Below are 12286 nucleotides of genomic sequence, written 5' to 3'. Positions count from 1 at the left end.
ACGTATCATTTCTGGGATTTTTTAAAATATAATGAATTTCCCACCCGGCTTCATTATAATAAAAAGGTTAATATTTCTATTCGGAGGAGGAGTTTGATGTCCAGAAAAAACAGCGTGGCGATCATGACAGCCATTTCTGCGTTTCTATTTTGCACAGTGATTGTGGCAGCTTCACTTTCGCCACTGGCCGGGACGGGAGGAGCGGCCAATCAGTTTAATTCAGTTGGCATGTGGTCAGCTGTCGGTATGATTCTTGTACTGTATTTCATTCCTTTTCTCATGTACATGCTTGGAGTAGAGGCAATGAGGTTTGTCATGGCGGTGCTTTGCGGCTTTGGGGTGCTGATCCATTTGTCTTCGGCCGGTTTTATCTTAATGTTTAGCCTCTTTAGTGACCATCAGCTTTCCGAGGTAATCTTTGTGATGGGGGTTAGTCTCGCTGCTGCGGCTGCCAACGTCATTTGGTTTGTGGCTGCATTTCGTTCAACTGCCGAAAAAACATCAGCAAACCATCTTACATAGTTTTCTAGTTGTGTTGTTTTTGTGAAAGGAAATGAAAAAATGGATGAATATGTTATGATGGTCACATATTAGAAAATACATAAAATGGGGGTCTCAATGATGGTTAAGTCATTTCGTATGAAAACTTTGATAGCGGGAGCTGCGGTGGCGGCGGCTGTTTCGGCCGGTGCTGTTTCTGATATGCCCGCTGCAAAGGTTCTTCAGCCGACAGCTGCTTATGCGGCGGAAACGGTGTTTTCTCAAAATAATGGAGCATCCGGCTTTTTGACAGGAAGGTATGATGTACAAGCTATGGCGCCTGCCATGTTTAACTGGTCACGCGAGAGCCGATTCGCTGGCGATACAGACGGGACGCTGAAATGGCAAAACGATATCAGAACGACTCCGCAAAATGGTGCTGGGGCTGTAGTTGATGGAGACGGCACGATATATCTTCATTCCAGAGACGGGGAAATGAAGGCCTTTAATCCGGACGGCTCAGTCAAATGGGTGACGGGCAATTTGGGGAAAACATACACGCAATCTCCAGTACTCGGAACCAATGGCGTTATCTATCTGGCATCCTATGACAAAAAGATTTATTTTATAGATAAGGAAACAGGCGAAATCCTGACAACGGTTCCGTTAAGCGGCGGGCCAAGCTCTGAAACGGTGATCGGTTCAGACGGGACGTTGTACTTCTCAACACTTGATAACTATATTCATGCGATTAAACCGACGTCTAAATCAACTTGGACGGAGCGCTGGAAGTTGAAAACAAATGGTGTCGTCAGCTCTGTGCCGGTGCTTGCTAAAAACGGCACCGTGTATGTCGGCACATACAATAACGTGTTTTATGCGATTAATTCCGGAACCGGACAGGTGAAATGGTCCAGAACGACGTCAAATGCGTTTAAAGGATATCCGGTGATTGATAAGGATGGCACCGTTTATGCCGGCAACCAAGACGGACAGCTGTATGCGTATACGTCAACAGGCAGCTTAAAATGGACATTCCCGCTTAACGGGTTCGCCAGTTCATCGCCTGCGATCGACCATAACGGCAACATCTATATCGGCTCAGGAAGCGGCGAGCTGTTTTCCGTCAGCAAAAACGGGGAAATGAATTGGTCATTCTACACAGAAGGCCCTGTCAGAACGGCACCGCTGATTGACGCGAAGGGAACCGTTTATTTTGGATCTGATGATATGAAGATTTATGCGGCGGACGCAAACGGCAATGAGCTATGGAGCTATCAAACCGACAGCAACGTCGTGTCTTCTCCTCAGCTCGCTGAGGACGGAACGCTTTATATTGGAAGCTATACGAAGCTGATGGCTTTTGGGAAATAATAAAAAGGCTGGCGAGGTGAACTCGGCAGCCTTTTTTTCATCAATCAAGATTTTTATTTTTATAGACAACCTTTGTCCCGCAAATATAATCGTGTAATGCCAGTTTTGAGGGGAAAGCCGCCATGATGTAACCGATATACAAAATTCCTGATGGTATGTAAGCGAAGAAACGGCCGAAGCTGTGCCAAAATGAAATTCGCTCGCCATACTGATTGACAACGATGATGCCCATGAGTTTTTTGCCCAGTGTTGCCTGCATTTTTGAAGAAGTCAGCAAGCTATAATAAAGAATGCCGAAGATATATATGATGGCGATAACAGGGATTGTCCCGAATATCAGCATAAAAAATTTATATTGATCTTCTGTCATATAGGAGCTCCCTGCATCAATGAGAGGCAGGACAATGAAGGTATTAATTTGGATCATAATAAAAGCAAAAAAATAGATAATCAAATCATCAATAATTGAGGCAACTGCCCGAATCCAAAATCCAGCTGGTTTTTCCATGTATAAAATTCTCTCCTTTGAAGTTTCCTGGAATATTATACGTTAGCAGCTGTACGGTTTCAATGAAATTCACTAGAGGAATTTGGTCTTGTAGTAAAATAGTATTTTACTACTATTTACTTCTTTATTTCCCCTTTTTTATTCAGGTTAATAGAATGATAAAAAAGAGAACCTGCAAGATCATGCAGATTCCCTTCACATGTTTATTTAACGGCTTGAATGAATACACCCTTCTCATGAGAAAACTCTTTAAATCCGTATACCCCATGATAGGAGCCGATTCCGCTTGTGTTGACGCCGCCGAATGGCAGGTTGACGTCACTGAAATGGACGACGACATCATTGATGGCGGCATTTCCCGAAGTCGTATGCTGAAGGACGTTGCCGATCAGGTCTTGGTTATGGCTGAATACATAAAGCGCAAGCGGTTTGTCGCGGTCATTTACGTAATCGATAACCTGGTCGATGTCTTCATAGTTCATCATCGGCAGGATCGGTGCAAAGATTTCCTCCTGCATGATTTTCATGTCAGGCGTGACGTTTTTCAAAACGGTTGGAGAGATCGTGCGGTCGCTGGCATCAAATACGCCGCCAAACACGACTTCCGCCCCTTTTTCGATAGCGTCGTCGAACAGGTCTTTGACGCGGTTGAAGTTGCGGTCATTGACGATCTGCGTGAATTGGCTGCGGTCTGGGTTGTGATCATCCTGCATAAATCCCGCGTTGACGATTGTTTGTAAAATGCCCGCGAACTGGTCTTGCACATCTTTTTTGATGAAAAGATAATCAGGTGCGATGCAGGTTTGGCCGGCGTTTACGAATTTGCCGACGGCGATCTTTTTCGCTGCGTCCATGAGATCGTATTCACTGTCAATGATTGTCGGGCTCTTGCCGCCAAGCTCAAGTGTGACAGATGCCAAGTGTTTGGCAGCCGCTGTCATGACGATTTTTCCGACATTTGTGCTTCCGGTGAAGAAAATGTGGTCGAACGGCTGGTCCAGAAGCTCGGTTGCCACCTCAACCTCTCCTTCAAAAATCGCGACTTCTTTTTCATCAAAAGCATCTCGGATTACTTTTGCGGCAATGTTGCTTGTATTCATCGTAAAATCGGATAGCTTCACAATCGCGCTGTTTCCGGCTGCGAGAGAAGCAGCAAGCGGCGCCATCGTCAGCATAAACGGATAGTTCCACGGGCCAAGGATAAGTGTGACGCCTTTTGGCTCGTACATGAGAATCCCGTTCGCGTCGGGGCTTAACGATGAACCCACTTCTTTAGGCGCCATCCATTTTTCCAGGTTGTTCATATTATCTCTAATCGCTTTTTTTGTTCCTTCGATTTCCGCTTTTTTGACCTCGTGATATGGTTTGCGGACATCTTTGCGGATCGCTTCGATGATTTCTTCTTCATGGGCGATGACGGAATCTAAAAAGCGCTGAAGCTTTTCTCTGCGCTGTTCCGCTGTTGAAGCGCGCAATGCTTTTTGCTGTTTTTTCTGAAGCTGAAAGACACGCTGGATGTCGTCTTTTATTTGCTGTTCCATTGTAAATCCCCCTCATTTGCTTTCTTCTTTTCTCGGACCTATTATAAAGTGGTACCTTTTCTGTAAGAAAGACAACGGTGAACCATCTATACGTTACCGTACATATATCGAACATTTGTCTAAGATTGGAGGTGTCTTTTATGCCGGAATCGGCTGAAGCTCATGTGAAAGAGGCACTGCTGGCCTTATTGGAAGAAAGAGATATTCAACACATCACAATGAAGGAAATTGCTGAAAAGGCGAAAGTGAGCCGCGGGACGCTCTACCTTTATTATGAAGACAAGTTTTCCATCATTGAGGATGTGATTGAAGACATGAAGGAAGGGCTGGGAAAAGCGCTCTATGACGCCTTTAAGCATATGGATACCCTCCATTTAAATCAAAAACGGCAAACGGTGCATCCGACTCTGTCCTTTGTTCATGAGCATCGATCCTTCTTTGGCACGATGATGAATAGAGGAAATGCCCATCGTTTTTTTAAGGATGTATTTCAGCAGGATGTGTTGCTGGCACCGATGAATGTGAATCTGACGTCGATCGAACAGGAGATTTACGGACATTACCGAGCCTTGTACACGTACGCGATTATCCTGTATTGGCTGAATGAGGATGCGGACGCGTCTCCGGAAGCCATCAGCCAAAAGGTATGGGAGCTTGTTTCTCAAAAGCGGTTTTATTGGCTGTTTGGACAGGCTGTGTCAGGAGAGCGGCGGGAGGACAGGCAAATCGACAGACGTGTGATTCGGACGAGAGAGGGGCTGCAGAAGGCCTTTCTGGATGTGTTAGCGGAGAAAAAAGACTACGCGGCCATCACGATTTCTGACATGACCCGGAAAAGCAATATCCGCCGCGCAACCTTTTATGATCACTATGCCAGCAAAGAGGAATTGCTGCAGGCCATGATTCAGCAATCGTGTGCGGAGATCATTGATCACCTGACGATTGCTTCAAGTCCAAATAGGCTTTCTTTGGACGAAGCGGAGGAGTCACTCGCCAGCCTGCTTTCTGCTTTAGACCGCATGCCTATTGTCCATTTGCTCAATCGGGACTGGGGTGTTCCTCATGTCGTGCCTGAGATGCTCAAAACACTGGAATCGTTTTACCTGCACCAGCAGACTGACATGCCTGCCGAGAAAAAGCTTTACGCCTATTATGTATCCGCGATGATAATCGGCCTGATTTCATATCGGCTTGATGAAGGGAAGGAGCATAAACCGGAAGTGCTGGCGAGGGAGTTTTTGCAGTTTTTGGATGTGAAGAAGTATAAGGTGGTATTGCTGTAAACGAAAGAAATCAGCGGTACTTCATTTTAGTTTGAAATGAATATACATTTGCCCGGATACTCAGTCCGGGCTCTGTGTCGTTGCGTCACTTGGTCTGTTGAATTTCTTTCTTTTCTTTCAAGGTGAGCTTTAAAAATAGAAGGGCTATAAGCATTAGAGCAATGTTCATCGACCAAGCTTTCCAGCTTGAAGTGGGGGCTAAAATCGTATTGAAGAGCAAGTGAATGATGGAAGAAAATGAGAAAATGAAAAATAGCAGTTTGTTTTGAGACATCAATTACGTACCTTTCTGGACCAAGAGTATTATAATAAGGGCGTTTCTATTGATTCGTTTTCTCCATTATGCTTTCTGTGTATGGAGATTGATTTAGATTCGTTACACTTTTACACTTTTAGCTCGTTTATATAAAAAAAGTGCATAGTTAAAATAGATAAGATATAAAGCAACATTAAAAATGCCTAACTGAAAAAAATAAGAAAGAGATATGCTAATGAGACCTCCAAAAATGATATAGGTATAAAACAATTTCATTCTGTCAACTCCTAATAAATGCTAAATTCATTGTAAGATATGATGAACAATATGTAAAAGACATTTCCTGTCAGAAAACTAAAAAAGGGAGCTTAACCTGTATTATTAGGTTAAGCTCCCTTTTTTGCTATTCATTATATTAGTGAGACGATGTTTATTTCGTCTCTTCCTTCCATTTCTCATCAATCAGCATTTTCCCAGGCCAAGTATACGCCATGATGCCGCCGTCTGCGGTGATGTCTTCTCCTGTGACGTATGAGCTGTCGTCTGACGCGAGGAACAGTGCTACTGTCGCCATTTCCTTCGGCTTACCGAGGCGTCCGAGCGGCGTGATCCACTTGTTGGCTTCGCGGAACTTTTCGCCCATTTCCTGTTCTTTGGTGCCTGCAAGTTTATCAATCAGCGGGGTTTCGATCGTACCCGGAGAGATGGAATTAACTCGGATGCCATCTCGTGCATAGTCGATTGCCATCGCTTTTGTCAGGTTGGTGATACCGCCTTTTGCTGCGTTGTAGCCGGAGCGGTCAAGGTCCGCGGCCCGGCCTGACATGGAGGAGGTGTTGATGATGGAGCCTCCTTTTTCGAGCATGAGCGGAATCAGATATTTGCTGCAAAGGAATGTGCCGCGCAAGTCGACGGAGATAATGCGGTCAAACAGATCAACGGGATATTCGTGAACTTTTCCGCCTTCCTGATCAACCCCGGCGTTATTAAACAAAATATCAATCGTTCCGCACGCCTCCTGGATTTGATCAGCAAAAGCTTTCACACTGTTTTCATCTGACACATCGAGGTGAAAGGCGTCCGCCTGTCCTCCGTTTTGTCTGATTGCTTCAACTGTTTCTTTCATTTGGTCTTCATTGATGTCCCCAATCATCACACGCGCGCCTTCATTGGCAAAAACCTCTGCCGTCGCTTGTCCAATGCCTGTCGCGGCGCCTGTGATCACTGCGGTTTTGTTTTCAAGTCTTCCCATGACAAGACCTCCTTTTTCTATTTGTCTTCCCGCTCTGTGCAGTGATAAACATGCAGGAACAGAACTGCCAACATATGTTAAGATTGATTAGAAATTGTTAGGAGGTTTGTATATTTTGAAAGTACAGCATAAGAAGGAACTTAAGTTTTATTGCTTTGTCACGATTCCATCGGCGTTTGTTGTGCTGACTGTTATCTCTTTTATCTTGCAGGAGATTACATTTCCGGTTACTGCACACGCATTTCTAAATGCTTCATGGCATAATCTATTATTTTTAATACCGTTCAGTTTGTTTTTCTACCCGGTGCATATTTGGATGAAGAAAGAGTTTGGCCGTTGGAATGACGCGGAAAGAAAGAGAGGGTGATCAATCGTCTTTCTTTCAAGAATAATTAGTGAAAGCGCATCTCAATCATGTTAAATTTACATATATATGCATCTATCAATCTGATTGACAATTGTCACCGGATGTGATAAATAGATGCTGAAAAGAGTTTACATAACCTAACAACATACCAAAAAGGGGCGATCTACAGTGGCAAAAAAAGAGTTTAAAGCAGAGTCCAAACGACTGCTGGATATGATGATTAACTCCATTTATACTCAAAAAGAAATTTTCCTGCGTGAGTTAATCTCCAATTCGAGTGATGCGATTGACAAAATCTATTACAAAGCGCTGACGGACGATGCGCTTACGTTTGATAAAGACAGTTACTACATAAAGGTCGCAGCTGATAAAGATGCGAGAACATTAACGATCTCCGATACAGGAATCGGGATGACAAAGGACGAGCTTGAACAGCATCTCGGAACAATTGCGAAAAGCGGTTCCCTCGCGTTTAAAAAGGAAAACGAGCTGAAAAACGGACACGACATCATCGGCCAATTCGGTGTCGGTTTTTACGCGGCGTTTATGGTTGCCGATGTTGTGACGGTCATCAGTAAGGCGCTAGGCAGTGAAGAGGCATATAAATGGGAGTCCGCGGGTGCGGACGGCTATACGATTGAGCCTTGCGAAAAGGATGCTGTCGGTACAGATATTATCCTGAAAATCAAAGAAAACACAGAAGACGACAACTACGACGAATTCTTAGAAGAATATCGCTTAAAATCGATCATCAAGAAGTACTCCGATTTCATTCGCTACCCGATCAAAATGGATACCACCATTAATAAGCCGAAGGAAGGCAGCGAGAATGAATTTGAAGAGGTGCAGGAAGAACAGACGGTCAACAGCATGGTGCCGATCTGGAGAAAAAACAAAAGTGAGCTGACAGATGAGGACTATGAAGCGTTCTACGCTGAAAAGCATTACGGATTTGATAAACCGCTCACACATGTTCATATCAGCGTGGATGGAGCCGTTCGCTACAATGCGATTCTATTCGTCCCTGAAAACATGCCGTTTGACTATTATTCCAAGGAATATGAGAAAGGCTTGGAGCTCTATTCCAATGGCGTGCTGATCATGAACAAATGCGCCGATCTGCTTCCGGACCACTTCAGCTTTGTGAAGGGCATGGTCGATTCCGAGGATCTGTCGCTGAACATCTCCAGAGAAATGCTGCAGCATGACCGCCAGCTGAAGCTGATCGCGAAAAACATCAGCAAAAAAATCAAAAGCGAGCTGCAAAGCCTGCTGAAAAAAGACCGAGAGAAATACGAGACGTTCTACAAGTCGTTCGGCAGACAGCTGAAATTCGGTGTGTACAATGATTTTGGCGCGAATAAGGATCAATTGAAGGACCTCTTGTTATTCTACTCTTCCAAAGAGAAAAAACTGGTCAGCTTAGACGAGTACGTATCCAGAATGCCTGAGGAGCAGAAATACATTTATTACGCGACCGGTGATTCCTACGACCGCATTGAGAAATTGCCGCAAACGGAAATGGTCGCGGACAAAGGCTATGAAATTCTCTACTTCACTGAAGATATCGATGAGTTTGCGATTAAAATGCTGGCATCTTATCAGGAAAAAGAATTCAAATCCGTATCAAGCGGAGACCTTGGCATAGACACGGATGAGGACCAAAAGCAGTCCGAGGAAGAGGAAAGCAAGTACAAGGATCTGTTTGAGGAAATGAAAAACATTCTGTCAGACAAAGTGAAAAACGTCAGAATCTCAAAACGCCTTAAATCACATCCTGTCTGTCTTGCCGCTGACGGCGAAGTGACAATCGAGATGGAAAAAATCTTAAACGCGATGCCTGACAGCCAAAATGTACAGGCGGAAAAAGTGCTGGAAATCAACCCGAATCATGCGGTGTTCCAAACGCTGCAGGACGCGTTTGAACAAGATAAAGAGAAGCTGAGCCTGTACACAAACCTTCTGTACAATCAGGCGCTTCTCATCGAAGGCCTGCCGATTCAGGACCCTGTGGAATTTACGAACAATATTTGCAAGGTTATGGTGTAATAAAAAAAGGAATCGTCCCGGAGACGATTCCTTTTTTTTATAATGTACGCTCATTCAGTACTTTGCTTTGGCTGTTTTTTTTCCTTTTAAAACGATTTTTCAGGCTCGCTTCAATTTCTTCCAAGCTTTTCCCCTTGGTTTCCGGAACCATGTAGAAAGCGAAGAAAAAGGAGAGAAGACAAATAACTGAGAAAATCATAAAGACCCATGCGATGCCCATGGCGCTGAGCATCAGCGGGAAGACGAGCGACACGATCAGGTTGGCTGCCGATAGCACCAAAGTGGTGAATCCTGTCGCGGCTCCGCGCGCTTTGGACGGGAAGAGTTCAGGCATGAGCACCCAAACCACCGGACCCCATGTCGCCTGGTAAAAGACGATATAAACACCGAGAAAGACAACTGTCATCCATGCCGTTGATGAGGAGAGTCCCAGTGTCAGGAGCACGCCTGATAATGCGGCAAGGCTCAATGTGATGCCGACGCTTCCCCAGATCAGAAGCTTTTTGCGGCCGACACGGTCAATCAAGATCATGGCGGTGATACACATGATGACGTTGAGGACGCCGATCCCCAATGTGCCGAGTGCGGAAGCTGACGTGCCAAGGCCGGCCTTCGTAAAAATGGTCGGCGCGTAGTAGATCACCGTGTTAATGCCGACGGCCTGCTGGAAAATGGCAAGGCCAACGCCAATCAAAAGCATGGGGCGAATCCATTTGGATTTCAGCACGCCGAGTGTCGTTTCTTTTTTCTCCGCTTCCCCTTGCTTCATCTCTGCCAATTCCATTTCAATATCTTCGGGATCGTGCGTGATGTTCATGATTCGTTTTGCTTCTTCTTCACGGCCGCGCTTGACGAGCCATCTTGGCGATTCCGGCATGAACGCGATGCCGATTAATAAAAGCACGGCAGGCACCGCGGCAAGACCGACCATCCAGCGCCACGCCTCAAACGGTGTGAACAGGTAGTTAACGATATAGGCGAGCAAAATTCCTGTGACAATCATTAAGTTGTTCATCGTGCCGAGTGTCCCGCGGATTTTCGTCGGTGCCATTTCTGACAGGTATACGGGTACAAGCGCTGTTGAACCGCCGACGGCCAACCCGAGAATCACCCGAGACGCAATCAGCATGCCGATTGTTTGAGATAACGCGCAGGAGAGCGCGCCGATAATAAATATGATGGAAAGGACAAATACAACTTTTCTCCTGCCCCAGCGATCGGAGCATGTGCCGCTCAGGGCAGAACCGAAAATCGCGCCAAGAAGCAGCATGCTGACAACCAATCCTTCTGTCAATGTCGTTAAAGGAATATCGTTGTTGATAAACAGCAGCGCTCCAGAGATGACGCCGGTATCGTATCCGTAAAGCAGCCCTCCTAAAGCGCCGAAAAAGTAGATCATATATTTCTTTGTGCTTGTCTTCACAAATGTTCCTCCTCAGTTGTTGAGCCAATGAGTATGTATAACAAAGTTAATAGAGTAGTACCCATTTCCTATCTGATTTGAAACATTTGTTTTGAAAAAAGGAAAAACATTAAAGCCAAAATGCGGGGTATTGGCGATTTTTGCGTAAGTTATTGATAACTAGAGCAATGACCACGATGATGACAGATCCAATGAGTACGGGAAATACTAAATAACTCCAAGCATATGCCCCTTGAATGACGACAATCGGGTCAGCGCCGGCAGGAGGATGAGTGGTTTTGGTCAGCATCATCAAACAAATGGCAAGCCCTGTCCCCAATGCAAAGGTCCATGGGTGGGCGCCGAATATGTGAAGGACAACAATCCCGGTAAGCGCGGAAATAAAGTGGCCGCCAATCACATTTCTCGGCTGTGATAAGGGGGCGTTCCAAGCGCTGAATACGAGCACACAGCTTGCTCCAAAAGGCGCCATTAACCATAGGCTTGATGTATAAGCGGTCAGCGATGCGAGTGCCAGTATGGTGATAAATCCTCCTATGAGCCCTGTAACCGCGTCTTTGCCGTTTACCCGTAAAGGCGTTTTTCCTGTTCCTTTCATTTTCAAAAAGAAATTGTTTTCCATATTTATCCCTCCAGTATGTATAGAATAATAGGTGAAAACTAACCTGTCAATTTTATTTTTGGAGGTTAGTTTTTGATTCGATAAAAAAACCGTTCGCTGGGGAACGGATTCTTACTCAAGATTCATTTTTTTCTGATGGCGTGAGACCTTATGTCTGTTGCCGCAAATCTTCATGGAGCACCATTTTCGCCTTCCTGTTTTATCAAGAAAAAGCAAAATGCACTTTTCATTTGCGCACCGTTTCAGCTGTTTGATTTCTTTCGTATGAATCAGCCATAACGCATCGTAAGCGATAAGCGATAAAACGGAATCATCCGGTTTTCCATTCGGAATGCGGGCAAGTTTATCATCTATGATTTGATAAGAAAAGGGAGCGGCGGCGATTTGATCTTGCAGGAAAGAGATAAAAGCTTGAGAAGGTTCACTGCCTTCAGCGATACGTTCAAAGTGTTTTCTCAGCTCAGCGCGGAATTGATGAATCGACTGCAACTGTTCTTGGACTTGCTGCAGTGTCAAAGAATTGAGAAAAGGAGCCGTTTCTCCCATTATGGCTAACCATGCCATCATATCTTTTCCTGACTGGATGAGATCGTGCCGTTTATCATAGCTTATGATTTCAGTATTTACGAGATCGAGAGAAAGGTAATGTGTGATAAGAGGGAATTGAGCATTTGTCATTGTGATCATTCCTTTCAAAATTATTGTAAGCGCCAAAACCTTTTTTGCGCAAGGATATGCGGTGTGCTCTTCTTGTTTTGCCGGAAAAGTGCCGTTGAGGGGAAAATATCAAAAAAACCTTACTCGCGCGGAGTAAGGTTATGGTTTTTATTCTTCCTCGTTGACAAAAACCAAGGCGGAAAATCCTTTTTTCTTATCAAATTGCAATTCAACGACGGTCACGTCTGGATTGAAATTGTGGTATTCCTCTAGGAACTGGATAATGCCTTCTGAAATGTCATCTGACATAAGCTTCTTGTAGTGCGGGCCGTATTTGGCTTCTGCGAAGAATCCTGTTCGTTTGTTGTAGGACAGTTCTTTTACTTCAACGTCCTCCGGGTAGATATCTTCTTCATTGGAAATATACACGCAAATGCCGTCCACAATTTCTTGTTCATTTAATACTAATCTCAT

General features: G+C 44.8%; 12 protein-coding genes. 5 read left to right on the top strand and 7 right to left on the bottom strand.

All coding sequences use genetic code 11. The annotated features are described in order from the left end of the window. The first annotated feature begins 96 nt into the window (after nucleotides 1-96). Together G4P54_RS20510 and G4P54_RS20505 are read left to right on the top strand one after the other, a co-directional pair. Nucleotides 97-522 carry a DUF5391 family protein gene (locus tag G4P54_RS20510; RefSeq protein WP_167873722.1) on the top strand — a complete coding sequence of 142 codons (426 nt, stop codon included), beginning with the start codon at nucleotides 97-99 and terminating at the stop codon, nucleotides 520-522. A 99-nt stretch (nucleotides 523-621) separates the two neighbouring features. Further along, nucleotides 622-1854 carry an outer membrane protein assembly factor BamB family protein gene (locus G4P54_RS20505; protein WP_167873931.1) on the top strand — a complete coding sequence of 411 codons (1233 nt, stop codon included), beginning with the start codon at nucleotides 622-624 and terminating at the stop codon, nucleotides 1852-1854. A gap of 40 nt (nucleotides 1855-1894) precedes the next feature. Here G4P54_RS20505 and G4P54_RS20500 read toward each other — a convergent pair whose 3' ends face one another. Both G4P54_RS20500 and G4P54_RS20495 read right to left on the bottom strand, forming a co-directional pair. Then, nucleotides 1895-2362, bottom strand: coding sequence for an RDD family protein (locus G4P54_RS20500; protein ID WP_087961415.1), 468 nt, complete (start codon nucleotides 2360-2362; stop codon nucleotides 1895-1897). Between the two features lie 203 nt (nucleotides 2363-2565). Continuing rightward, nucleotides 2566-3903 carry an aldehyde dehydrogenase family protein gene (locus G4P54_RS20495; protein WP_167873721.1) on the bottom strand — a complete coding sequence of 446 codons (1338 nt, stop codon included), beginning with the start codon at nucleotides 3901-3903 and terminating at the stop codon, nucleotides 2566-2568. Between the two features lie 140 nt (nucleotides 3904-4043). On the opposite strand from G4P54_RS20495, the gene G4P54_RS20490 reads away from it, so the two are divergent. Continuing rightward, nucleotides 4044-5186, top strand: a complete 1143-nt coding sequence (locus G4P54_RS20490) for a TetR/AcrR family transcriptional regulator (protein ID WP_167873720.1) — start codon at nucleotides 4044-4046, stop codon at nucleotides 5184-5186. A 686-nt stretch (nucleotides 5187-5872) separates the two neighbouring features. On the opposite strand, the gene G4P54_RS20485 is transcribed toward G4P54_RS20490, so the two are convergent. Next, complete coding sequence (locus G4P54_RS20485; protein WP_167873719.1) at nucleotides 5873-6694, bottom strand: SDR family oxidoreductase; 822 nt, start codon at nucleotides 6692-6694, stop codon at nucleotides 5873-5875. A 115-nt stretch (nucleotides 6695-6809) separates the two neighbouring features. Between G4P54_RS20485 and G4P54_RS20480 the strand changes: the two genes are divergently transcribed. After that, entirely contained in the window at nucleotides 6810-7061 is a 252-nt protein-coding gene (locus G4P54_RS20480; protein ID WP_167873718.1) for a hypothetical protein, read from the top strand. A 168-nt stretch (nucleotides 7062-7229) separates the two neighbouring features. After that, nucleotides 7230-9110, top strand: coding sequence for a molecular chaperone HtpG (gene htpG, locus G4P54_RS20475; protein ID WP_167873717.1), 1881 nt, complete (start codon nucleotides 7230-7232; stop codon nucleotides 9108-9110). Between the two features lie 37 nt (nucleotides 9111-9147). Here the strand turns inward: htpG and G4P54_RS20470 are convergent, their stop codons facing one another. From G4P54_RS20470 to G4P54_RS20455, 4 genes are all read right to left on the bottom strand, one after another. Continuing rightward, on the bottom strand, nucleotides 9148-10533 hold the full coding sequence (locus tag G4P54_RS20470; protein WP_024713281.1) for a sugar porter family MFS transporter: 1386 nt from the start codon (nucleotides 10531-10533) through the stop codon (nucleotides 9148-9150). A 109-nt stretch (nucleotides 10534-10642) separates the two neighbouring features. After that, nucleotides 10643-11155: an HPP family protein gene (locus tag G4P54_RS20465; protein WP_167873716.1), complete on the bottom strand. Its 513-nt coding sequence runs from the start codon at nucleotides 11153-11155 to the stop codon at nucleotides 10643-10645. A gap of 111 nt (nucleotides 11156-11266) precedes the next feature. Further along, on the bottom strand, nucleotides 11267-11833 hold the full coding sequence (locus G4P54_RS20460; protein WP_240939701.1) for a CGNR zinc finger domain-containing protein: 567 nt from the start codon (nucleotides 11831-11833) through the stop codon (nucleotides 11267-11269). Between the two features lie 147 nt (nucleotides 11834-11980). Continuing rightward, nucleotides 11981-12286 (bottom strand): DUF2653 family protein, encoded by a 306-nt coding sequence (locus G4P54_RS20455; protein ID WP_024713278.1) that lies wholly within the window; start codon nucleotides 12284-12286, stop codon nucleotides 11981-11983.

This window comes from Bacillus tequilensis, assembly GCF_012225885.1.
GTDB lineage: Bacteria > Bacillota > Bacilli > Bacillales > Bacillaceae > Bacillus > Bacillus tequilensis.
The sequence above is the reverse complement of the archived record's forward strand: the minus strand, read 5'-3'. Positions and strand labels throughout refer to the sequence as shown.

What these genes read in the sequence shown, in the direction of transcription:
- G4P54_RS20510 (WP_167873722.1), top strand. Translation starts at nt 97, where the DNA reads ATGTCCAGAAAAAACAGCGTGGCGATCATGACAGCCATTTCTGCGTTT.
- G4P54_RS20505 (WP_167873931.1), top strand. Translation starts at nt 622, where the DNA reads ATGGTTAAGTCATTTCGTATGAAAACTTTGATAGCGGGAGCTGCGGTG.
- G4P54_RS20500 (WP_087961415.1), bottom strand. Translation starts at nt 2,362, where the DNA reads ATGGAAAAACCAGCTGGATTTTGGATTCGGGCAGTTGCCTCAATTATT.
- G4P54_RS20495 (WP_167873721.1), bottom strand. Translation starts at nt 3,903, where the DNA reads ATGGAACAGCAAATAAAAGACGACATCCAGCGTGTCTTTCAGCTTCAG.
- G4P54_RS20490 (WP_167873720.1), top strand. Translation starts at nt 4,044, where the DNA reads ATGCCGGAATCGGCTGAAGCTCATGTGAAAGAGGCACTGCTGGCCTTA.
- G4P54_RS20485 (WP_167873719.1), bottom strand. Translation starts at nt 6,694, where the DNA reads ATGGGAAGACTTGAAAACAAAACCGCAGTGATCACAGGCGCCGCGACA.
- G4P54_RS20465 (WP_167873716.1), bottom strand. Translation starts at nt 11,155, where the DNA reads ATGGAAAACAATTTCTTTTTGAAAATGAAAGGAACAGGAAAAACGCCT.
- G4P54_RS20460 (WP_240939701.1), bottom strand. Translation starts at nt 11,833, where the DNA reads ATGACAAATGCTCAATTCCCTCTTATCACACATTACCTTTCTCTCGAT.
- G4P54_RS20455 (WP_024713278.1), bottom strand. Translation starts at nt 12,286, where the DNA reads ATGAGATTAGTATTAAATGAACAAGAAATTGTGGACGGCATTTGCGTG.